Source organism: Streptomyces sp. A01 (assembly GCF_059026195.1).
This window is the reverse complement of sequence record NZ_JBWLKN010000012.1, coordinates 157,605-180,396: the sequence shown is the minus strand read 5'-3', so window position 1 is coordinate 180,396 and position 22,792 is coordinate 157,605. Positions and strand designations below refer to the sequence as shown.

Below are 22,792 nucleotides of genomic sequence, written 5' to 3'. Positions count from 1 at the left end.
TCAAGCCGTCGTTCCCTTATGGCGCCCGCCCCCGCCGCCTACGCTGCTCCCACGCATGATCAACGGCGAAGAGGGGCACGCGGATGCGACGGTTCGAAGGCTATGGCGTACTGATCACCGGCGCGGGCCGTGGCATCGGTGAGGTCACCGCCCGCCGCTTCGCCGACGAGGGCGCGCGCGTGCTGCTCACCGACCTCGACGGCGCGCGGGCCGGGCGGGCCGCCGCCGAGATCCGCGCGGCGGGCGGCGCGGCCGAGTCGCTGGCCTGCGACGTCGGCGACCGGGCGGCGGTGGAGGCGGCGGTGACGCACGCGGCCGAGACGTTCGGCGGGCTGGACGTCCTGGTCAACAACGCCCTGTCCTGCCACCCCGACAGCGGCCTCTTCGAGGAAGAGCCGGACGCGCACTGGCAGCGGGACCTCGACATCACGCTGAGCGGCGCGTTCCGCTGCGCCAGGGCCGCCCTCCCGCACCTTGCCAAGGCCGGAGGCCGGGGCTCCATCGTCAGCGTCGGCTCGGTCAACGGCGAACAGGACTTCGGCAACCACGCCTACAGCGCCGCCAAGGCCGGACTGGCGAGCCTGACCCGCACCCTGGCCGGTCACGCCGCCCCACGCGGCGTACGCGTCAACCTCGTCGCCCCCGGCACGGTCCGCACCCCCAACTGGGACGGCCGCGAGGACGCGCTGCGCCGCGCCGGGTCGCTCTACCCCCTGGGCCGGGTCGGCGAGCCGGAGGACATCGCCGCCGCCATCACCTTCCTCGCCTCACGCGACGCCGCCTGGATCACGGGCGTCTCGCTGCCGGTGGACGGCGGTCTCCTGATCAGCAACATCGGCCTCCGTGACGCCTTGCGGGGCGACTGAGCCCGTCACGTCCCGAGGCGGGGGGCGACGGACCCCGCCCGGCGGGTACGAACCGCGCGGGCCCCGCGCTCCGGCCCGGGACCGGGCGGGTGTGTCAGCCCGCGTGCAGCATCAGCCCGATGCCCGCGACCATCAGACCCGCCGCCGCGATCCTCGCCATCCCGAACCGCTCCTTGAAGAACACCGCGCCGATCGCCGCGCCGACGATGATGCTCGACTCGCGCAGCGCGGCGACCGGCGCCAGCGGCGCCCGCGTCTGGGCCCACAGCACCAGCCCGTACGCGAGGACCGACAGCACACCGCCCGTCAGCCCGCGCACCGCGAGCGGCCGCAGCTGGCGGGCGAGTTCACCGCGCCGGGTGGCGAGCGCGTACGCGGGGATCGCCAGGCCCTCCAGGATCATCAGCCAGCCGATGTATCCGAGGGAGGTACCGGAGGCCCGTACGCCCACCCCGTCCACCACGGTGTACGCGGCGATCGACAGGCCCGTCGCGAGCGCGGCGAGGATGGCGGGCCAGTGCGGGCGCGCCCCGGAGCCCCTGATGCCCCACAGCGCGATGCCGACCAGCCCGGCCGACGCCACGACGACGCCCGCCGTCTGCCAGCCGTCGGGCGTCTCGTGGACGAAGACAGCGGCGAGCACCGTCACCACCAGCGGTGCCGTGCCGCGCGCGATCGGGTACATCTGCCCGAAGTCGCCGAGCTGGAACGAGCGCATGAGCAGCGCCTGGTAGAGCACGTGCAGAAGGGCGGAGGCGATGAGATACGGCCAGGCGTCCCCGTCGGGCACCGGGGCGAACGCCACGATCCCCAGCCCGCACACCGCCCCGCCGCCGGACACCAGCGTGAAGGCCAGCAGCTTGTCCTTGAAGCCGTGGGCCATGGCGTTCCAGCCCGCGTGGGTGACGGCGGCGGCGAACACGGCCCCGGCGACCAGCGGGGTCATGCGCGCAGCCCGCGCATGACCCCGGCCTTCTCACTCTCCGTACCAGGTATGGGTGCGATCATGCACCCCACGGTAACTCAAGTTGTATAGCCAACACGGTGAGGCGTGCGTCACCCCGCCGCACCGAAACGGTCGAACGCGCCTGCCTTGGCCGCCCGGATGAACGCCGCGAGTTGGGTGGGTGTGGTGTGGACGATCACCCCGGGGTCGTCGCTTTCGCGGAGGTGGAGGGTGCCGTCGGGTGTGGCGGCCAGGTTGAGGCAGTTGTTTCCTTCCTGACTGAAGGAGGATTTCTGCCAATCGAGGCTGGACAACTCTCTGCCTTTCAGAGATCTCGGGCGATGCTGTGAATGAAGTCGCGGGACTGGTCCGGCTTGAGTGCCGCCTTCACCATGCGATCCATGAAGATGCGGTACCGCCTCAGTTGGGCGTCCGCGTCGAGGAACACGCTGCCATGCTCGCTGTCGAGCTGCACGGTGTCGAGTTGAGGAACCGGACCTGTTGCGTAGAGCACGGACTGGCCCGAGCCGGGGATGGCTCCTGCGGCGAATGGGATGACCAGGACCATGATGTGGTCGTGCTCGCTCATGTCGAGGATGTGCCGCAGCTGCGCGCGGGTGATTGCCTTACCGCCGAATTGCATCCGCAGCGCGGCCTCGTGGATGACCGCTGTATACGGAGATGGGGACTCGCGGAAGAGGACGGCCTGGCGCTTGATGCGATGGGACACTCGGTGCTCCACGTCGGGTGGCGGGAGCGGGGGCACCGATTGATCGAAGAGCACGCGCGCGTGATCGACGGTCTGGAGTAGGCCTGGCAAATGCATGATCTGGGTGGAGCGCAGGGCGGTGGCATGGTGTTCGAGCTCCGCGAGGTCCAGTAGAGCTGCGGGCAGGATTTCCCGGTACTCCTCCCACCACTGGCGTTTTCGCTCGCCGGTCATGCCGACGAGAGCCTCGATCAAGTTGGCGTCCGAGCAGTCGTAGTGACTGGCGAGTCTGCGCACCCGAGCGGCGCTCACCCCGAAGCGCCCGGTCTCGATGTTGCTGATTTTCGGCCGCTCGGTACCCAAGAGGGTGGCGGCCTCTGTGGCGGTCAACCCAGCGCGTTCACGCAGCTTACGTAGCTCAAAGCCCAGGCGGAGCTGTCGGGTTGTCGGAATGCTTCTAGGCGGCATGGGTCCTCCCTCGTTGACCACGCACAGTGTGCTGCCAATTACCCACAGGGTCTAGTCGGACGGGTATTTCCGAAGTGGTAGCACTAGTCTTCCCAGCGGCGCTACGGTGTGTACTACGTCACTCACACTACGGAGGCGCGCGTGAGCCCCTACCCGCATCTGGCGTCCGAAGACTGGGACTACACCCTCCAGTTCGCCCCCCACGCGCTCGCCCCGAGCGTCGCCCGGCGCACGCTTCGGGTGATCCTTGAAGCGCATGGCGCGTACGAACTCGCCGATACGACCGAGCTGTTGGCGTCCGAGTTGGTCAGCAACTCCGCTCAGCACGCCGACGGCCCGGCGTCGCTGCGCGTGACGCGGAACGGGGAGGGAAGTGTGCGGGTCAGTGTCTGGGACACCAACCCCGAGTTGCCGTCGCTGGACCCGGGTTGGGCCGACCGGCTCGACGCCGAGGACGGGCTCGGGCTCGGGCTCATCGACGTGTGTGCCGACAAGTGGGGTGGTTGCGCGATCGGTGACGAACTGTTCGGGCTCGGCGGGAAGTCGATCTGGTTCGAGGTGGGGAACCGCTGGCGCGACGCGCCGTGATCCGTCGCCGGGAGAGCCGAGGGCCCGGGGCCCGGGGGCCCGGGGGCCCGGGGGCCCGGGAGACGGGCAAACGCGAGGGCGCGGGGAACAAGTCCCCGCGCCCTCGCGTCACTTCGGTGGACCGGCGTCAGCCTGCCGCACGCAACAGGGAGGCGACGAGCGGGCCCGCCGACGAGCCGCCGTGGCCGCCCTGGGGGACCACGGCCGCCGCCGCCACGTCGCCCCGGTACGCGGTGAACCAGCCGTTGGGCTGCTTCTGGCCGTCGACCTCGGCGGAGCCGGTCTTCGCACCGATGTCGCCGCTGACGCCCGACATGGCCTCGGCGGCCGTGCCCGAGGTCGCGGTGAGCCGCATCAGGTCGCGGAGCTGCTTGGCCGTGCTGGGCTTCATCGTCCGGCTGGCCTTCGCGAGCGGGCGGTTGTCCAGGCTGGGCGCGACGATGACCGGCTGCCGGAACGTACCGGTGCTCGCGGTGGCGGAGACGGACGCCATGGTGAGCGGGTTCATCCGGACGCCGCCCTGGCCGATGAGCGAGGCGGCCTTGCTGGCGTCCTGCTGCACCGGCACCCCGCCGTCGAAGGTGGGCACGCCCGTCTGCCAGTTGAGGCCGAGCCCGAAGACCTCGCTGGCCTCCTTGGTCAGGGCGTCATCGGAGAGCTTCCCGGCCTGCGTGATGAACGCCGTGTTGCAGGAGCGCTTGAAGCTCTCGGCGAAGGTGCCGCCCTGGATCTCGAACTTGTCGAGGTTCTGGAACTTCCAGCCCCCGTACGAGGCGTACTTGGGGCACGGGTGCGGCTTGCCGTAAGCGGCGAGACCCTTGTCCATGAGGGTGGCGGCGGTCACGACCTTCATGGTGGAGCCGGGGGCGAGCGAACCCTGGAGGGCGGTGTTGAAGCCCTCGGCGGGGGAGTTGGCGACGGCGAGGATCTCACCGGTGCTGGGCTTGAGCATCACCACAGAAGCCTTCGGCTTCTTCGCGACCTGTCGTTCGGCGGCGGTCTGCAGCGTGGAGTCGAGCGTTGTGCGCAGCGTGCCGGGCTTGCCCTTGGAGAGCACCTTCAGCGTCTCGTCGGTGGCGTCCTTCCCTGCCCGGTCGATGTACAGCTCCACGCCGGGCTTGCCGCCCGCCTTCGTGCCGTACTTCTCGCGCAGCCCGGAGAGCACCACCTTCAGGGTGGGGTGGTCGGCGGGACGCAGCTCCTTGCCGTTGCGGTCCACCGCCTTGATCGGCGGCTTCTTCGCCGCGCCGGTGAGCAGCGTGTCCCCGGCCTTGAGTTTCGGGTACACCACGGCCGGCTTCCAGTCGACCACGGCCTTGCCCGTCGTGGGCTCCCGCGTCACCGTCAGCGCGGAGTCGTAGGTCCAGGTGGTGCGCCGCCCCTTGTGCGCGATCTCGGAGCTGACGCGGAAGGGGACCTTCGCCCCGGCGCGCTGCCCGGGCGTCAGCGTGACCTTCTCGACGTGCGCCTTCTTGCGGTAGCCGGTCAGCGCGGAACCGGCGGCCTTCTTGTCGTCGGTGAGAGCGGCGGCCTCGTCCGCCTCACCCTTCGCCCACGCCGCGAGGAAGTCCTTGGACGTGGCCTTGATCTCGGCGGCGCTCGGCGGCCCCGTCTTGACCGGGGCCTTCTCACCGGGCGTGCTGTCGGTCTTCGAGCTGGAGACTGTGCTGTCGTTGCCTGGGTCGTCGTCCGACGTGAGGCTGTACGCGCCGTATCCGGCCGCGCCGACCATCGCCACGAACACCCCACCGATGACGGCGGCCTTCGCACCACTCCGCATAGAGAACCCCCACAGTTCCTCGAACCCTTCAACAGATGATGAAGGGGGCGGCGCGGGGCACTCTACCGGGAGTCTTCGTACGCCTTTGCCTCCCGCCTCCCCCTTGCCGGGGAAGCCGGACGTGTCCGCGTACGGGAGATCAGCGGGCGCCGGATGGGCACCCTGGCGACCGGCTACGGCATCGCTTAGGCGGTAGGCCGCTGTGACGGCCTCGAATCCCGTCGGATTCACCCCTTCGAGGGACGCCCCGTAACCGCTGCGGTGTTCTTCCGCACCCGGGATGACGTGCGGGAAGACATCGGGGGGGGCAGGCGTGGTCCGGCAGTTGGAGCAAGCGTCGCGCGGAGTCGCGACGACGGCCTGGGGGGAAGGGCGCTGTGCCCGTCACCGTCCTGCTAAATCCACGTGTCCAGCCACATCCGGTCCCGCCAGGCGTCGATGGGGATCGCCTGCCCGGTGTAGATCGGGAAGAAGTAGATGAAGTTCCACACGATCAGCAGCACGAGGGCGCCCGCGCCCACCGCGCCGGGGACTCTGCGGCGTTCCGAGGAGCCCGGGGGCCCGGCGATGGCGCCGATCATCATGGCGACGGCCAGACAGAGGAACGGCACGAAGACGACCGCGTAGAAGGAGAAGATCGTGCGGTCCTGGTACGCGAACCAGGGCACGAGTCCGGCGGCGGTGCCGCACAGGATGGCACCGGCGCGCCAGTCGCGGCGCAGGCCCCAGCGGTAGAGGCAGTACACCAGCGCGAAGCACGCCGCCCACCACAGCAGCGGGGTGCCGAGCGCCAGGACTTCGCGGGCGCATTTCTCCCCGGCGTCGGCGGGGCAGCCGTCCTTGCCGGGCTTGGGTGACTCGTAGAAGTACGACACCGGGCGGGACTGGACCAGCCAGCTCCACGGGTTCGACTGGTACGTGTGAGGTGAGTCGAGGCCGACGTGGAAGTCGTAGACCTCCTTCTCGTAATGCCACAGGCTGCGCAGCGGGTTCAGCATCCAGGACAGCGCCCCGTCGTCGGGGTAGTCGCCGTCGCTCTCGGCCCAGTGCCGGAAGTAGCCGCTGTGCTCCCAGCCGCGCTGCTCGCTGTACGAGCCGCTGCTCTTGAACCAGCCCGCCCAGGACGCGATGTACACGCCGAGCGCCACCGGCACCGTCGAGAGGAACGCCCACGGCATGTCGCGGCGCAGGGCGGTGCGGTAAGGGTGGTGGGCGCCTGCCGTGCGGCGGGCGCCGACGTCCCACAGGACCGCCATCAGGCCGAACGCCGCCAGCACATAGGCACCGTTCCACTTGGTGCCGCAGGCCAGGCCGAGGCAGACGCCCGCGGCGATCCGCCACGGCCGCCAGCCCAGCCCCAGCTGTCCGGCGACCCCGGCGTCGGACCGCGCCAGACCGTCGGTGCCGACCGGCAGCGCGGCGGCGAGCCGGGCCCGCGCGTGGTCCCTGTCGACGACCAGACAGCCGAAGGCGGCCAGGATGAAGAACATCAGCACGAGGTCGAGCAGCGCGGTGCGGCTCATGACGAAGTGCAGTCCGTCCACAGCGAGCAGCCCGCCCGCCAGACAGCCGAGGACGGTGGAGCGGAACAGCCGCCGCCCGATGCGGCACAGCATCAGCACGGAGAGCGTGCCGAGCGCGGCGACCATGAAGCGCCAGCCGAACGGTTCCAGACCGAAGAAGTGCTCGCCGAGCGCGATGACCCATTTCCCGACCGGCGGATGCACCACATACGAGGGGGCGTCGCTCAGCGGGATGCTCGGCGGGGAGTCGAGGACGCGGTCGTTGGCGTCCTTCTGCCAGGTCCCCTCATAGCCGAACTGGAGCAGCGACCAGGCGTCCTTGGCGTAGTACGTCTCGTCGAATATCACCGCGTTCGGACTGCCAAGCCGCCAGAACCGGACCAGCCCGGCGAGCAGCGCGACCAGCAGCGGGCCACCCCAGCCCGCCCAGCGAGCCAGCCGGTCCGCCGCCACCGGGCTCATCCCGAGCGCGGTCCACAACCGGGTGCCCGGCTGTGGGTAGGGCGGCACCAGCCGGTCGCGGGCGTCGGTCCGCGCCCGGTCCGCATAGCCGAAACGGCGCAGCCGCAGCTGCCAGGTCAGCGGCTGCTGATCGGCGCCTTGGCCCTGCTGGGCATGGGTCGCGGTGTCACTGGTCACCGCGCCATCGTAGGGAACACATTCGAGCGAGTCGCGAGTACGGCGCCCCACGGCCCGCCGTGCGGCGGATGTCATACCCGGCGGCTGCGAGGATGGCCCCGTGACTGGAACGGTGACTGGAACGCTCGTACTCGCAGGGACCCCCATCGGCGACACCGCCGACGCGCCACCCCGGCTGGCCTCCGAACTCGCGGCGGCCGAGGTGATCGCGGCCGAGGACACCCGGCGGCTGCGCCGTCTCACCCAAGCCCTGGACGTCCAGACCACGGGCCGGGTCGTGTCGTACTTCGAAGGCAACGAGTCGGCCCGTACGCCGGAACTGGTCGAGGCGTTGGAGGGCGGCAAGCGGGTGCTGCTGGTGACCGACGCGGGCATGCCGTCGGTCTCCGACCCCGGATACCGGCTGGTGGCCGCCGCCGTCGAACGCGGCATCACCGTCACCGCCGTCCCCGGGCCCTCGGCGGTGCTCACCGCCCTCGCCCTCTCGGGGCTGCCCGTGGACCGGTTCTGCTTCGAGGGCTTCCCGCCGCGCAAGGCGGGCGAACGGCTCAGCCGCCTGCGGGACGTCGCGGGTGAACGCAGGACGCTGGTGTACTTCGAGGCGCCGCACCGGCTGGCGGACACCCTCGCCGCGATGGCCGAGGTGTTCGGCACGGAACGCAGGGCCGCCGTGTGCCGCGAGCTGACGAAGACCTACGAGGAGGTCAAGCGCGGCCCGCTGGCGGAGCTGGCGGCGTGGGCCGCCGACGGCGTGCGGGGCGAGATCACCATCGTCGTGGAGGGCGCCCCGGCCCCCGGCCCGCAGGACCTCACCCCCGGGGAGCTGGCCCGCCGGGTCGCGGTCAGGGAGGAAGAGGCGGGGGAGCGCCGTAAGGAGGCCATCGCCGCGGTCGCGGCGGAGGCCGGGCTGCCGAAGCGCGAGGTCTTCGACGCGGTGGTGGCCGTGAAGAACGAGCAGAAGGCACAGCAGAAGGCCGAGCAGGGCGGGAAGGCCGCAGGGGCGTGACCGCGTCGGTGGCGAGGACGTGGGAGGTGCTGCGCGCGGGTGCGGTGCGGGCCGTGGGACGCGCTGGGTGAAGGGCCGGGTGCGGAGCGCGAAGAGCGCCGAGCGGACGGGACCATTGGAAGGTAAAGGACTATCGTGAAAGGCAAAGCTTAGGTCGCGTAACCGGGTCCTTTCCGTATGAGGTGGCCAAATCTGGCCCAAGGAGTGGGAACGGCTACTGCGCCCCCGCCGGGAAAGGCGTCCACTGGGTTGTGGGACGTCCAGTCCCGGAAGGCTTGTCCAGCGGACAAGAGGAGCTGCCATGAGCGAGACCGCGGGAACCTCCAGCGGTATCCACTCCATAGCCCAGGCGCTAGCACAGTCGCAGGCGCTGGCCCGAACCCAGGCGCTGGCCCGCGGCGGTCCAGCCGCCGACCCCGTCGTGCATGAGGCGTACGCGTTCGCGTGCATGCGGTGCGGGTACGGCTGGGAGCAGGCGTACGACATCGAACACCACGTGGATGCCCTGGGGCGGGCGTACGTCACGTACCACGCGAACGGTGAACGCGTGCCCTCCCCACTCACCCACCCCACCTGCCTCAACTGCGACGCGCACCTGGTCCGCATCATGCGCTCGGGTCAGGTCTCCTCGGTCTCCTCGGCATGGGACGACATGCGGCGGCCGCGCCAGGACCGGCACCCGCCCAAGCAGCGCACCGGGGCGACCCGCGAGCCCGCCGAGTCCTCCGGGCAGCCCGCGCCCAGCGCCGGTACGGCGGCCGGTACGGAGCCAGGGCCGCTGACCGAGCCCCCCGCCGGGCCGCCCACCAAGGGGCACGGACACCACTGGCACCTCGCCGACCTGCTGCATCCGTTCCACCGCAAGTGAGCGAGCCCGCCGCAGCCGGTCACCGCCCAGCCCGTACGTCGTCCGTACGTCGCCCGTACGTCGTCCATGGCGGTGCTTCCTGGAATCGTGGCTTCCTTAGAATCATGGCCATGGCGGCAAAGGCAGGAACCACCGGCGGCAACGACGCGTCCGGCACTCCCGGCGGCAACGGGAAGCAGAGCGGCGCGCAGTCCAAGGACGCGCCGCCGCCGCTCCCCGAGCCGCTGCGGGGGCCCGTCGCCGATTCGCACACCCACCTGGACATGCAGCAGGGCACGGTCGAAGACGCGCTCGCCAAGGCGGCCTCCGTCGGCGTGCGGACCGTCATCCAGGTCGGCTGCGACCTGGCGGGCTCGCGCTGGGCCGCGCGCACGGCGGCCGCCCACGAGAACGTGTGGGCCACCGTCGCCCTGCACCCCAACGAGGCGCCGCGCATCGTGCTCGGCGACCCCGGAGGGGACCGGTCACGGCACGGGGCGCGCGAACCGGGCGGCGACGCCGCGCTGGACGCCGCGCTCGCCGAGATCGACGAGCTCGCGGCGCTCCCCGAGGTGCGCGGCGTCGGCGAGACCGGCCTGGACTACTTCCGTACGGGCCCCGAGGGCATCGCCGCGCAGGAGCGGTCCTTCCGCCGCCATATCGACATCGCCAAGCGGCACGGCAAGGCGCTGGTCATCCACGACCGGGAGGCGCACGACGACGTGCTGCGGGTGCTGGACGAGGAGGGCGCCCCGGACACCGTCGTCTTCCACTGCTACTCCGGCGACGCCGCCATGGCCAAGGTCTGCGCCGAGCAGGGCTACTACATGTCGTTCGCGGGCAACATCACCTTCAAGAACGCCCAGCCACTGCGCGACGCCCTGGCCATCGCCCCGCTCGACCTGGTCCTGGTCGAGACGGACGCCCCGTTCCTGACGCCGATGCCGCACCGGGGGCGGCCGAACGCGCCGTACCTGATCCCGCTCACGCTGCGGGCGATGGCCGCCGTACGCGGTATCGACGAGGACACCCTGGCCACCGCCATCGCGGCGAACACGGCACGCGTCTTCGCTTACTGAGCCCGAGCCCGAGCCTGAGCCCGCTGACCTCCCGTCGGCGTTCTCCCGTCGGCGCGTTCTCCCGCTGCTGCCTCCTCACCTCCTGACGCGTCCGCCTCCCCGCCCGCGCCGGCACCGTATCCTCCGCACGCGCGCGGGCGCGTACGCGTGCCTCGGGCAGCCGCGTACGAGCGCCTCGGTGTGCCAGGTGAGGCGCTGCCGCCGGGCGCTTCGGTGACGCGGCGCGACCCTATGACTTTGGAGAGTGACCGTCCGCTCCGCTACAGTCCCGCCCCGACCGACTGTGAAGTGGTGGGAGCGTCGTGAGTCATGCGCAAGGCAGTCACCGCACAGCACCGGACGACGGCTGCCCACCCGGCACCGCGCAGCCGCACCTCGCGCACACGCCGCCCGCCCATGCTCCCGAGGGCTCGTCGTATGGCTCGTACGGCTCATGGGACGCCTATGGCTCGTACGACGCGTATGGCTCGTGCGCGTCGTTCGTTTCCCATGAGCCCTACGGGTCACATCAGCCGTACGTGTCGTCGCAGGGGTCCTTCGGGTCGCCTGGGTCCACCGAGACGCACCAGGCGCATCAGCCGCATCAGGCGGCTTGGGTGCCTCAGCCGTATGCGCCGTATGCGCCGTATGCGCCGCGCGCACCCTACGCGCCGTCGTCCGTGCCGTACGGGGCCGACGCGCCGTCCGATGTGCATGAGGGGCGGCGGCCTGAGGCGGGGCAGGAGTACGAGCCGTACGCGCCGTTCTCGTCGTATGAGACCGGGTACGGGCACGCATACGGGCCGCCGCCTTCTTCGTGCGAGGCGTATGGGCCGTCCGGGCCGACCCAGGGTTATGAGGCGTACGAGTCGTACGCGTCGTACGGCGCGTCCGGGTACGGCGAGGGCTACGAGCACGACGCGTCCGGCGGGATCGTGCCCGCGCCGCGCCCCGCACCGGCCGCGTCAGTCGCGCCATCGGGCGAGAACGGCGGCCTGGCCGCCGCGCCACCACCCGGCCAGGGCGGCCAGGGCGGCCAGGGTGAGCAGTGCGGGGAATCCGGGGAGTGCGGGCCGCTCGCGCAGCCCGGGCGGCGCCACCGTGCGCGGCCCGTGGTGCGGCGCGCGGCGCCGGTGCGCAGGCTGCTGCCGCAAGCGCTGGTCGTCGCCTTCCTCGCGGGCGGCACCTCCGCCTTCGTGGCCAATGACAAGATCGTCATGCTGAACGTCGACGGCCGGTCGCGGACCCTCCACACGTTCGCCGACGACGTCGGCGAACTGCTGGCCGACGAGGGCGTGCCCCTCGGCGAGCACGACGTCGTCTCCCGGGACCCCCGGGCGGAACTCGACAGCGGCGACGAGATCGACGTCGACTACGGCCGCCTCCTCCATCTCACGCTCGATGGGGAAAAGCGCCGCGTGTGGACGACGGCCCGCACCGTCGAGGAGGCCCTGCGGAAACTCGGGGTGCGCACCGAGGGGGCGTATCTGTCGTCCGCCCGGTCCGCCGCGATCGCGCGCGAGGGCCTGACCCTGGACGTACGGACCGAACGCGCGGTCACCTTCATGGCCGACGGCCGCGAACGCACCGTCCGCACGAACGCGGCGACCATCAGCGAAGCCCTGGAGCAGGCCGGGATCACCTTGCGTGGCGAGGACGCCACCTCGCTGCCGCTGGGGCACTTCCCGCGCGACGGGCAGACGATCTCGGTGCTGCGGATCACCGGCCGCGAGGAAGTACGCGAGTGGCTCATCCCGTACCAGACGGAGCGGCACGCGGACCCTTCCCTCTTCAAGGGCATCGAGACGGTCGAGCGCCAGGGCAGGCAGGGCGTACGGCGGACCACGTACACGATTCGCACGGTCAACGGGGTGAAGGGGCGGCCACGGCCGGTGCGCAGCGAGATCCTTCGGCAACCGGTGAACCAGATCGTGAAGGTCGGTACGAAGGACAGGCCCATGGCCGTGGCGGGGGCGGACGGGCTCAACTGGGAGGCGATGGCGCGCTGCGAGTCGGGAGGGCGGCCGAACGCGGTGGACCCATCGGGCATGTACGGCGGGCTCTACCAGTTCGACGCGGGCACCTGGCGGAGCCTCGGCGGCAGGGGGCGGCCGCAGGACGCGCCCCCCGAGGAGCAGACCTACCGGGCGAAGAAGCTCTACGTGCAACGGGGGGCAAGCCCGTGGCCGCACTGCGGCCGTAAACTTCAGCAGTGAGCTCCGCCCCTGAAGCCGATTCCCCCGCCTCCGACCCCGCCCCGGGCCCCGGCCCGCAGCCGGGTCCAGGCGCCGCCCCCCAGCCGGACCCCGGCACCGACGTGCCGCCCGCGCCGGGCACCGACGCGCCCTCCGGCGCCGGTCCCCGCGCCGCCGGTGACCCGTCGGCTGCCCTGCTCGGCCCCGCCGACATCCGCGAGCTGGCCACCGCGCTCGGGGTACGCCCCACGAAGCAGCGCGGCCAGAACTTCGTCATCGACGCCAACACGGTGCGCCGCATCGTCCGTACCGCCGGCGTCCGCGCCGACGACACGGTGGTCGAGATCGGCCCCGGGCTCGGCTCGCTGACACTTGCCCTGCTGGAGGCGGCGGACCGGGTCACGGCGGTGGAGATCGACGACGTGCTCGCCGCCGCGCTCCCGGCGACGGTCGCCGCGCGGCTGCCGGAGCGCGCCGACCGGTTCGCACTGGTCCACTCCGACGCGATGCGGGTCACCGAGCTGCCCGGCCCGGAGCCCACCGCCCTGGTCGCCAACCTGCCGTACAACGTCGCCGTGCCCGTCCTGCTGCACATGCTCGCGACGTTCCCCTCGATCGAGCGGACGCTGGTCATGGTGCAGGCCGAGGTCGCCGACCGGCTCGCGGCTCCGCCCGGGTCGAAGGTGTACGGGGTGCCCTCGGTGAAGGCGGCCTGGTACGCGGACGTGAAGCGGGCCGGGTCGATCGGCCGCACGGTCTTCTGGCCCGCGCCGAATGTCGACTCCGGCCTGGTCTCGCTCGTACGGCGCCGGGAACCGGTGCGGACGACGGCCACGAAGCAGCAGGTCTTCGCGGTGGTGGACGCGGCGTTCGCACAGCGCCGCAAGACGCTGCGCGCGGCGTTGGCCGGCTGGGCGGGGTCCGCGGCGGCGGCCGAGGCGGCGTTGGTCGGGGCGGGCATTTCGCCGCAGGCGCGGGGGGAGTCGTTGACGGTGGAGGAGTTCGCGGCGATCGCGGAGGCTCGCGGCGCGTGAGCCGATGGTGATGTCCCCTGGCCCGCCCCTTCCCGGGTTTGTCCTCAAGCGCCGGACGGGCTGGGTTTCGGCGGCGGGGTGGGCTGGGGTTCGTCCGCGAGGGTCAGGCGGGTGGGTGGTGTCCTCAAACGCCGGACGGGCTGGTTTTCAGCTGTCGGCGGGCTGGAGGCCCGGTCGGCGGGTCGGGAAGATCGTGCCGGGTCGGCCTGGGCTGGTCCGGTGGGCGAGACGCGTGATCCCGGCCGCGCGTCGGCAGTCCGTAAGGTGCGATCGGCGAAGCGCCAGCAAGCAGATCCGTAGAGCAGATCCGTAGAGCAGATCCGTAGAGCAGATCCGTAGAGCAGATCCGTAGAGCAGATCCGTAGAGCAGAGTTGTCCGGACACCGCGAGTCAGTTAACCGAGGAGACCAGAGCCCGTGACCGCCTCCATCGCCGTACGTGTCCCTGCCAAGGTCAACGCCCAGCTCGCGGTGGGCGGGCGCAGGCCGGACGGTTTCCATGACCTGGCCAATGTCTTTCTCGCCGTCGGGCTCTACGACGAGATCACGGTCACCCCGGCCGACGCGTTGCGCATCACCGTCGAGGGGCCCGACGCCCACCAGGTGCCGCTGGACCGTACGAACCTCGCGGCGCGCGCGGCCGAGCTGCTCGCCGCTCGGCGCGGCATCGAGCCACGGGTTCATATCCACATCAACAAGGACATCCCCGTCGCCGGCGGCATGGCGGGCGGCAGTGCGGACGGGGCCGGGGCGCTCGTCGCCTGCGACGCGCTGTGGAGCGCTGGGGCATCGCGTACGGAACTTCTGGAGATCTGCGCCGAATTGGGCAGCGACGTACCGTTCAGCCTGGTCGGCGGGGCAGCCCTCGGCCGGGGCCGGGGGGAACTGCTCACTCCGCTCACCGTCGGCGGCACCTTCCACTGGGTCTTCGCCGTGGCCGATGGCGGACTGTCCACCCCGGCCGTCTACGGCGAGTGCGACCGGCTGCGCGCCGAGCGGGGCGGCGGGGACACGACGGACGACGTGCCCGACCCCGAGCCGTCCCCCGCGCTCCTCGGCGCCCTGCGGGACGGCGAGGCGGCCGCTCTGGCCGCCTCGCTCATGGCGGGTGCGGACCGTTCGAGCAACGATCTCCAGGCGGCGGCGATCTCGCTGCGCCCGTCGCTGGCCGAAACGCTGCGGGCCGGTACGGACGCGGGCGCGCTCGCGGCGATTGTCTCGGGATCGGGCCCGACCTGCGCGTTCCTGGCCGGGGACGCGGCGGGCGCGGCGGATGTGGCGGCCAAGCTGCTGGCCTCGGGGACCTGCCGGGCGGCTCGTACGGCACAGGGCCCGGCGGCGGGGGCGACGGTGGTGCCGACCGCTCAGGCCTGAGCCGGGTCCGGCGGAGCGTGCTGGGGAGGGGGCCCTGTCCGCGCGTCGCGGAGTGTGGGGGCGCCGTGGCTGGTCGCGCGGTTCCCCGTGCCCTTGACGCGGCACTTCCTGTGCTGTCCGCCCGCCCGCTTCGCGCGTTTTCAAGATCACGGCACGGTGCGCGGGGTGGCCCGGCGGAGTGGTCGTACGGCTGCTCAGGCCGCCTCCTCAGCTCCCGCTCAAGCTCCCCGCTCAGCCGCCCGCTCAGGGCGCTGCGCGTGGCGACTACGCTGGAAGCCGATCGATCCGCGTCCCTGGAGTGAGATGGCAACGAACCTCGTCAATCTGGAAACCGTCAGCAAGGTGTACGGCACCCGTGCGCTGCTCGACGGCATCTCCCTCGGTGTGAATGAGGGCGACCGGATCGGCGTCGTCGGCCGTAACGGAGACGGCAAGACCACCCTTATCCGGATGCTCGCCAAGCTGGAGTCCCCCGACGAGGGGCGGGTCACACACTCCGGTGGGCTGCGGTTCGCCGTGCTCAGCCAGCAGGACGCGCTGGACCCCGCCGCCACCGTCCGGCATGAGGTCATCGGCGACCTCGCCGACCACGAGTGGGCGGGCGACGCCAAGATCCGCGATGTGCTGACGGGGCTGTTCGGCGGGCTCGACCTGCCGGCGTTCCCGCAGGGCCTCGACACCGTGATCGGCCCGCTGTCCGGTGGGGAGCGGCGGCGTATCGCGCTGGCCAAGCTGCTCATCGGCGAGCCCGAGCTGATCGTCCTCGATGAGCCGACCAACCACCTCGACGTGGAAGGCATCTCCTGGCTCGCCGCCCACCTGCGGGCGCGGCGGTCCGCGCTCGTCGTCGTCACCCACGACCGGTGGTTCCTCGACCAGGTCTGTACGCGGATGTGGGACGTGCAGCGCGGTGCGGTGCACGAGTACGAGGGCGGCTACAGCGACTACGTCTTCGCGCGCGCCGAGCGTGAGCGCATCGCGGCCACCGAGGAGAGCAAGCGGCAGAACCTGATGCGCAAGGAGCTGGCGTGGCTGCGGCGCGGTGCCCCGGCCCGTACGAGCAAGCCGCGCTTCCGCATCGAGGCGGCGAACGAGCTGATCGCCGACGTGCCGCCGCCGCGCGACTCGGCCGAGCTGATGAAGTTCGCGGGCTCCCGGCTGGGCAAGACCGTCTTCGATCTGGAGGACGTCACGGTCACCGCCGGGCCCAAGACCCTGGTCAAGCATCTGACGTGGCAGCTCGGCCCCGGTGACCGGATCGGCCTGGTCGGGGTGAACGGCTCCGGCAAGACGTCGCTGCTGCGCGCGATGGCGGAGGCTTCCCGTACGGACGGGGAGCGGCAGCCGGCGGAGGGCAAGGTCGTCGTCGGCAAGACGGTGCGGCTGGCCTACCTGTCGCAGGAGGTCGCCGAGCTGAACAAGAACCTGCGGGTGCTGGAGGCCGTGGAGCAGGTGCGCGGCCGGGTCGACCTCGGCACGGGCCGGGAGATGACGGCCTCGCAGCTGTGCGAGAAGTTCGGCTTCGCGAAGGAGAAGCAGTGGACGCCGGTCGGTGACCTGTCCGGTGGTGAGCGGCGGCGGCTTCAGATCCTGCGGCTGCTGATGGACGAGCCCAACGTGCTGTTCCTCGACGAGCCGACCAACGACCTCGACATCGAGACCCTGACCCAGCTGGAGGACCTGCTCGACGGCTGGCCCGGCTCGCTCGTGGTCATCAGCCACGACCGGTACTTCATCGAGCGGACCACGGACCGGGTGTTCGCGCTGCTCGGTGACGCGACGCTGCGGATGCTGCCGCGCGGCCTCGACGAGTACCTGGAGCGCCGTCAGCGCGCGCTGGCCGCCGAGTCCGCCGCCCCGGCCCAGGCGGCCAAGGGGCAGGCGGGTGACAAGCCGGGGGAGAAGGCCAAGGAGAAGCCCACCGGCGACACCCGGGCGGCGAAGAAGGAGCTCCAGCGCATCGAGCGGCGCCTGGACCGGATCAGCGAGCAGGAGACGAAGCTGCACGCGCAGATCGCCGAGCACGCGACGGACTTCGGGCGGGTCGCGGGTCTCGACGCCCAGCTGCGCGAACTGTCGGGCGAGCGGGACGAGCTGGAGATGCGCTGGCTGGAACTCGCCGAGGACGTCTGACCTGTTGGGGGCCGGTGGGGCGCTGACTGGCGGTCTCCGGACCCGCTGACGTGTTCAGGGACCGGCGGGGCCGCCGGAGCGGCCCGCCGGTGGTCTCCGGTGCAACAGTCTCGTCACGGGCCGGTATCAGCTGTCTGGTGCGGTTGCCACCGGTCCCTGTCATGACACGGCCGAGTGATACAAAGAACTCCCGCTCGCCTGCCGTTGGCCGGTGGAATTCATGTCCGATTCGCTCCTTCCTGGTGGGTTTTCAGCCACTGGGATCGCGGGGGAAGCCGGTCGAGCCATGGACCCGCACGAGAAGGAACTCTGATGTCGCAGCCGCCCCAGCCCCCCAATCAGCCTCCCCCTGGCTCCGCCGGGGGCGGCTTTGGCGCACCCCAGGACGGGACACCCGCCGCAGGCCCCGGTGGCGCTACGCCGCCAGGCTTCGGTGAGGCCCCCAGCGGCTATCCGCAGCAGCCCCCGACTCAGCCGGGTCACGGCTACCCGCAGCAGCCGCCCGCCCAGGCAGGTGGCTACGGCTACCCGCAGCAGCCGGCCCAGCCTGGCGGGTACGGCTCTCCGCCGCCGCCTCCCGGTCCCCCCGGTCCTCCCGGGGGTACTCCGCCGCCTCCGCAGAGCTCGCCGCCCGCCGCGGGCGCCCCCGCGGCCCCGCAGGGCTACGGCTACCCGACGCAGCCCGCCGGGCAGCAGGCATACGGGCAGCAGGCGTACGGGCAGCAGCCCGGGGCCTATCCGCCGCCCGGCCAGTTCCCCGGCGGCACCCCGGCCGGAGGTGCCGGAGGCGGCAACCGGCCGGGCAGGCAGCGGACGATGATCATCGTCAGCGCTGTCGCCGCCATCGCGCTGATCGTCGCCGGTGGCATCTTCCTCGCCACCAAGGGCGACGACGGCGACTCCGAGGCCAAGAAGAAGGACGACGGCGCCAGCCAGGGCAGCACGGGCGACAAGGGTGGCAAGGACGGCGTCAAGAAGCGGCCCAAGCCGAAGGTCTCCGGCGCCACGGTCGTGGGCAAGGTCCCGATGCCGAAGGTCAAGGAGCAGGTGAACGCTCCGGGCATCTGGGCCACCGACAAGGTGTGGGCCAAGGCCGGCATCGACAAGATCTCCGGCTTCCCGCTGAACAGCAGCTCCCCGCAGTGGGAGGTCCCGCTGGACGGCGAGGTGTGCGCGTCGAGCCGTCAGGTCACCAAGGACGGCATGACCGCCGTGATCTTCGAGGACGGCAAGCCGACCAAGGAGAACAAGTACCCGCGGTGCTCCGAGATCGGCCTGGTGGACCTGAACAACGGCAAGCTGGTCTGGCAGCGGAGCGTCAAGGAAGCCGACCAGAAGATCGACTACGAGTCGGTGACCGTCGGCGGCGGAACCGTCGCCGCGGGTGGCCTCGACGGCGGTGCGGCCTGGTCGCTCAAGGGCAAGGAGCTGTGGAAGCCGAAGCCGAACGACTCCTGTACCGACTACGGCTACGGCGGTGGCGAGAAGCTGGTCGCTGTGCGCGGTTGCGGCGAGTACGGCGAGGCCCGGATGTCGGTCCAGACGCTCAACCCCGCGACGGGCGCGATCCGTTCGGAGTACAAGCTCACCGACGGCATCGACAGCGTCTACGTGGCGTCCACCAGCCCGCTGGTCATCGCCGTCGACGCGGGCGCCTCCGCCTCCTCGGTGTCCGACTTCATGGCGGTCGACGACTCGAAGCGCAAGGGCACGCTGATCAGCAAGATCGCGACGAGCAACGGCAAGTACACGCCGGACTGCTCGACGAGTGAAGTCGAGTCGTGCGCGCAGTTCGCCGTCACCAAGGACAAGCTGTTCATGGCGTCCAAGGAGCGGTACAGCAGCTCGGACACCCTGCCGGAGAACGAGGTCGTCGCCTTCTCGCTGAAGACCGGCAAGATGGTGGGCAAGACCGACGGGGTGGCGAAGGCGAGCATGACGCCGCTCCAGTTGGACGAGGACGGTTACCTCATCGCCTACCAGGAGCCCACGTACGACCAGGGCGGCGCGGTCTGGCAGATCGACCCGGAGACGTACGAGAAGTCGAAGCTGCTCCAGAACGCGACGGCCACCATGGAGACCGAGTCGAACTTCAGCCCCGATCACGAGTGGGTCGTCTACAAGAACAAGCAGCTGTACATGGGCGACATCTACATCACCGAGCCGCGTGACTACGGGCGCGGTGAGGACCTGCTCGCGATGGTCTTCGGGGCAGGCAGCTGACCTTCACCCCCCGATGCACCTACAGTGGCCCCGTCCGTACTCTCCGTACGGACGGGGCCGTTGTTGTGCCGGGACGATCCGATTGCGCCGCGAAGTAAGCGCTATTGGATGGATTTCGGCATTCCAGGACGCTTCTTCCCACTAAGGGGCGCGCGATGTCGAACAAGCGTGTAGCTTCCGGGGGCAAGAGACTCAAGGGCTGTGGTGGTGCAAGGGGGGCTTGCGTACCCGCGGCGGATGCACATGGGGGTCACGAAGGCCCGGGACGTCGTTCCCAGGGCGAATGGGGGGGAGTTCATGGGCGTGCGACTCATGGTGGTCGATGACCACCGGCTGCTCGCCGAGGCGCTCGCCTCGGCGTTGAAGTTACGCGGGCACCGCGTGCTCGCCGCTGCCGCGCCGAGCGCGGGCGCCGCGGAACTTGTGGTGAGCCGGGTGCCGGAAGTGTGCCTGCTGGGCACGGGAACGCCCGCTGAGCCAGGGGCCTTCGACCCGGTCGTGCGCATCAAGAAGGAGCGGCCCCAGGTCGCGGTCGTGGTGCTGGGCCCGGTGCCGAGTCCGCGCGGCATCGCCGCGGCGTTCGCCGCCGGAGCGTCGGGCTATGTGCGTCACGACGAACGCATCGAGGGTGTCGAACGAGCCATGATCAAGGCTCGCGCGGGCGACGCGGCGGTGTCCCCGCAACTCCTCCAGGGAGCCTTCGCCGAACTGCTCAACCCGGCCGCCCAGCCGGACGACGAGGGCGCCCGGCTGCTGCAACTGCTCACCCCGCGCGAGGTGGAGGTGCTGGTGCGGGTCGCCGAGGGCGAGGACACCCGGCTGATCGCCGCGGGCATGGCCATCGCGCCGAGCACCGCGCGTACGCATGTGCAGCGTGTGCTGATGAAACTGGGCGTCGGCTCCCGGCTGGAGGCGGCCGCGCTGGCCGCCCGCACCGGCCTGCTGGACCGTGCGGCGGCGAGCAGGCGCGCCGCCGTGTCCCTGCCGGGTCCGGGCCCGGCAGGCCAAGTCCTGGGCGGTGGCCGGGCCGACGTCGTGCCGGGCGGCGGCAGCCAGGCCGGCCCGCCGGGCGGCACCCCCAACGGCGGAACCGGCAGTCCGGGCGGGCCGGGCGGCCCCGGCGGGTCGAGCGCACGGCCGGAGCTGCGCAGTTGAGACAGGACCCGGTCGTACGGAAGTGAGCCGGGGCGAGCGGCCCCGAACCCACGGCCCACAGCCGCGTGTTACGGCTTCGGCTCCTCCTGCGGCGTGGGTGGGACGATGGGGCGGAGCCAGAGCCAGGTCAGGAAGAAGAGGCCGAGGGCGAGCATGCCGAGGCCCGTCCACAGGTTGATGTTGATGTTCTCGGCCTTCTTCAGGTCGGCGTCCGACGCGGTGATCCCGGCGATCGTGACGATGACGCCGTAGACGACGAACAGGCCGCCGATGATGCGGCGGATGTCGAAGAGCCGGGCCGCGGTCGCCGACTTGCGCGTCAGTTCCTCGACCTCGTGCTGGTAGTCGCTCATGCGGGGTGCTTCCTTCGCGTGAGATGGGCGCGCGGGATGGGGCGCGGGAGAGGTGCGCGTACGAGTGCCGTGCGGGCTGGAGCTCCGGTCGTCGCGGGCGGTCGTGCCCTGGGCATCATGCCCAGGACGACGCGCCTCGGTCGCCCGGGTCAGAACGAGAACGGGATGTAGCACAGCGCGGCGAGCACGACCGCGCCCCAGCCGAGCAGGGCGGGCTTGCGGTACCACGCGTCGTCGCCCTCGGCCGGGGGTTCCTCGGCGCCGGGGGACCTGGTGCCGTAGACCAGTCCCGCGAGTGCTTCCACCGGCTTGGGCCTGGTGACCAGGGTGACCACGAACATCACGACCGCGCCGACCACGAACGCCACGATCGCGGACACGAAGTTGGCGCCCTGCTCGCTCGGGATGTCGATGACGCCCTGCTTGTAGAACCAGAAGTAGTTGATCATCGCGGCCACCGTGCCGGAGAGCAGTCCCCAGAAGCCCGCCGCCGGTGAGGTGCGCTTCCAGAACATGCCGATGATGAAGACCACGAACAGCGGCACGTTGAAGAAGGAGAACAGGGTCTGGAGGTAGTTCATGATGTTGCTGAAGCTGGAGGCGATGAACGCCGTGCCCATGCCGATGATCACGCCGATGGCGGTGACCCAGCGGCCGGTCGCCAGGTAGTACGCGTCCTCGCGGCCCTTCTTCACATACGCGCCCCAGATGTCGTTGGTGAAGACCGTGTTGAACGACGAGACGTTGGCGGCCATACCCGCCATGAAGGCGGCCAGCAGACCGGTCACCGCGATGCCGAGCACACCGTTGGGCAGCAGGTCGCGCATCAGCACCGGGATGGCGTCGTTGTAGTCGAGACCGCTGCCCTCCTTGCCCAGCGTCGGCTCCATCACCAGGGCGATCAGGCCCGGCACGATGACGACCATCGGAATCAGGATCTTCGGGAAGGCGGCGATCAGCGGGGTGCGCTTGGCGGCCGAGAGGTTCTTGGCCGACAGCGCGCGCTGCACCTCGGCGAAGTTGGTGGTCCAGTAGCCGAAGCTGAGCACGAAGCCGAGGCCGAGGACGATGGTCAGCCAGTTGGCGCCCAGCGGGTTGGCCTCGCCGATGCCGGTGCCGCCCCACGCGCTGAGGAAGTCGTCCCCGTGTGAACCCTGGCTGTGGGCGTCGCCTGTGAGCGAGTCGGTCAGGCCGCCCCAGCCGCCGACGCGCTTGAGGCCGACGATCGTCAGCGGAATGAGCGCGGCGAGGATGACGAAGAACTGGAGGACCTCGTTGTAGATCGCCGAGGAGAGCCCGCCGAGGGTGATGTAGCCGAGCACGAAGAACCCGGCGACGACGATGGCGACCCACTGGGGCCAGCCGAGCAGCGCCTCCAGCACGATCGCCATCGCGTACAGGTTGACGCCCGCGATGAGCACCGACGAGAGCGCGAAGATGACGGAGCTGAGCAGGTGCGAGGACGGCCCGAAGCGGTGCAGCAGGAACTCCGGCACGGACCTGACCTTGGACCCGTAATAGAACGGCATCATCACCAGGCCGAGGAAGACCATGGCGGGGATGGCGCCGATCCAGTACCAGTGCACGGTGTACGCGCCGTATTGCGCGCCGTTGGCCGCCATGCCCAGGATCTCCGTCGCACCGAGGTTGGCGGCGACGAAGGCAAGACCGGTGACCCAGGCGGGCAGCGACCGGCCGGACAGGAAGAAGTCCAGGCTGGTCTTCACGCTGCGCCGGGCGGCGAAGCCGATGCCCAGCACCACGACGAAGTAGATGCCCAGGATCGAGTAGTCGAGCCAGTTGGTGGAGAGCCGGAGTCCTTCGGCTAGCTGATGCATGGGCTTCCCGCTTCTTCGCGCGACCAGAACGCAAAAAACGTACGCGCTATTGTTGGAA

General features: G+C 71.0%; 17 protein-coding genes and 1 pseudogene. 11 read left to right on the top strand and 7 right to left on the bottom strand.

Annotation, left to right across the window (positions count from 1 at the left end; translation table 11 throughout):
* Positions 1–83: 83 nt before the first annotated feature.
* Positions 84–866, top strand: a complete 783-nt coding sequence (locus AC5P1B_RS18530; RefSeq protein WP_493888383.1) for an SDR family NAD(P)-dependent oxidoreductase — start codon at positions 84–86, stop codon at positions 864–866.
* A 94-nt stretch (positions 867–960) separates the two neighbouring features.
* Here AC5P1B_RS18530 and AC5P1B_RS18525 read toward each other — a convergent pair whose 3' ends face one another.
* The 3 genes from AC5P1B_RS18525 to AC5P1B_RS18515 form a co-directional block, all read right to left on the bottom strand.
* Entirely contained in the window at positions 961–1,812 is an 852-nt protein-coding gene (locus AC5P1B_RS18525; RefSeq protein WP_493888382.1) for an EamA family transporter, read from the bottom strand.
* A 110-nt stretch (positions 1,813–1,922) separates the two neighbouring features.
* Positions 1,923–2,126 carry a DUF397 domain-containing protein gene (locus tag AC5P1B_RS18520; protein ID WP_493888381.1) on the bottom strand — a complete coding sequence of 68 codons (204 nt, stop codon included), beginning with the start codon at positions 2,124–2,126 and terminating at the stop codon, positions 1,923–1,925.
* An 11-nt stretch (positions 2,127–2,137) separates the two neighbouring features.
* Positions 2,138–2,989: a helix-turn-helix domain-containing protein gene (locus AC5P1B_RS18515; protein ID WP_493888380.1), complete on the bottom strand. Its 852-nt coding sequence runs from the start codon at positions 2,987–2,989 to the stop codon at positions 2,138–2,140.
* A 141-nt stretch (positions 2,990–3,130) separates the two neighbouring features.
* Here AC5P1B_RS18515 and AC5P1B_RS18510 point away from each other — a divergent pair, with 141 nt between their 5' ends.
* Entirely contained in the window at positions 3,131–3,577 is a 447-nt protein-coding gene (locus tag AC5P1B_RS18510) for an ATP-binding protein (protein ID WP_493888379.1), read from the top strand.
* 127 nt (positions 3,578–3,704) lie between these two features.
* On the opposite strand, the gene AC5P1B_RS18505 is transcribed toward AC5P1B_RS18510, so the two are convergent.
* Both AC5P1B_RS18505 and AC5P1B_RS18500 read right to left on the bottom strand, forming a co-directional pair.
* Positions 3,705–5,357 carry a penicillin-binding transpeptidase domain-containing protein gene (locus AC5P1B_RS18505; protein ID WP_493888378.1) on the bottom strand — a complete coding sequence of 551 codons (1,653 nt, stop codon included), beginning with the start codon at positions 5,355–5,357 and terminating at the stop codon, positions 3,705–3,707.
* 395 nt (positions 5,358–5,752) lie between these two features.
* The gene (locus tag AC5P1B_RS18500) at positions 5,753–7,519 is read right to left on the bottom strand and encodes a dolichyl-phosphate-mannose--protein mannosyltransferase (RefSeq protein WP_493888377.1); all 1,767 of its coding nucleotides are present in this window, start codon (positions 7,517–7,519) and stop codon (positions 5,753–5,755) included.
* A gap of 112 nt (positions 7,520–7,631) precedes the next feature.
* Between AC5P1B_RS18500 and rsmI the strand changes: the two genes are divergently transcribed.
* The 9 genes and pseudogenes from rsmI to AC5P1B_RS18455 all read left to right on the top strand — a co-directional run.
* Complete coding sequence (gene rsmI / locus AC5P1B_RS18495; protein WP_493888435.1) at positions 7,632–8,525, top strand: 16S rRNA (cytidine(1402)-2'-O)-methyltransferase; 894 nt, start codon at positions 7,632–7,634, stop codon at positions 8,523–8,525.
* A 301-nt stretch (positions 8,526–8,826) separates the two neighbouring features.
* Positions 8,827–9,393 carry a hypothetical protein gene (locus AC5P1B_RS18490; RefSeq protein ID WP_493888376.1) on the top strand — a complete coding sequence of 189 codons (567 nt, stop codon included), beginning with the start codon at positions 8,827–8,829 and terminating at the stop codon, positions 9,391–9,393.
* A gap of 110 nt (positions 9,394–9,503) precedes the next feature.
* Positions 9,504–10,451, top strand: coding sequence for a TatD family hydrolase (locus AC5P1B_RS18485; RefSeq protein WP_493888375.1), 948 nt, complete (start codon positions 9,504–9,506; stop codon positions 10,449–10,451).
* 659 nt (positions 10,452–11,110) lie between these two features.
* The gene (locus AC5P1B_RS18480; protein ID WP_493888374.1) at positions 11,111–12,646 is read left to right on the top strand and encodes a resuscitation-promoting factor; all 1,536 of its coding nucleotides are present in this window, start codon (positions 11,111–11,113) and stop codon (positions 12,644–12,646) included.
* Between the two features lie 173 nt (positions 12,647–12,819).
* Positions 12,820–13,659: a 16S rRNA (adenine(1518)-N(6)/adenine(1519)-N(6))-dimethyltransferase RsmA gene (gene rsmA / locus AC5P1B_RS18475; RefSeq protein WP_493888434.1), complete on the top strand. Its 840-nt coding sequence runs from the start codon at positions 12,820–12,822 to the stop codon at positions 13,657–13,659.
* A 416-nt stretch (positions 13,660–14,075) separates the two neighbouring features.
* Positions 14,076–15,032 (top strand): 4-(cytidine 5'-diphospho)-2-C-methyl-D-erythritol kinase, encoded by a 957-nt coding sequence (locus AC5P1B_RS18470; protein ID WP_493888373.1) that lies wholly within the window; start codon positions 14,076–14,078, stop codon positions 15,030–15,032.
* Positions 15,033–15,335: 303 nt separating this feature from the next.
* Complete coding sequence (locus AC5P1B_RS18465) at positions 15,336–17,165, top strand: ABC-F family ATP-binding cassette domain-containing protein (protein ID WP_493888372.1); 1,830 nt, start codon at positions 15,336–15,338, stop codon at positions 17,163–17,165.
* A 312-nt stretch (positions 17,166–17,477) separates the two neighbouring features.
* Positions 17,478–19,388: a proline-rich domain-containing protein gene (locus AC5P1B_RS18460; RefSeq protein WP_493888371.1), complete on the top strand. Its 1,911-nt coding sequence runs from the start codon at positions 17,478–17,480 to the stop codon at positions 19,386–19,388.
* A 297-nt stretch (positions 19,389–19,685) separates the two neighbouring features.
* Positions 19,686–20,375 (top strand): annotated as a pseudogene (locus tag AC5P1B_RS18455) (response regulator transcription factor); the annotation flags it as partial.
* A 236-nt stretch (positions 20,376–20,611) separates the two neighbouring features.
* On the opposite strand, the gene AC5P1B_RS18450 reads toward AC5P1B_RS18455, so the two are convergent.
* Together AC5P1B_RS18450 and AC5P1B_RS18445 are read right to left on the bottom strand one after the other, a co-directional pair.
* A complete protein-coding gene (locus AC5P1B_RS18450; RefSeq protein WP_493888370.1) occupies positions 20,612–20,896 on the bottom strand; it encodes a hypothetical protein in 285 nt (94 codons plus the stop codon).
* Positions 20,897–21,045: 149 nt separating this feature from the next.
* Positions 21,046–22,734, bottom strand: a complete 1,689-nt coding sequence (locus AC5P1B_RS18445; RefSeq protein WP_493888369.1) for a sodium:solute symporter family protein — start codon at positions 22,732–22,734, stop codon at positions 21,046–21,048.
* Positions 22,735–22,792: the final 58 nt, after the last annotated feature.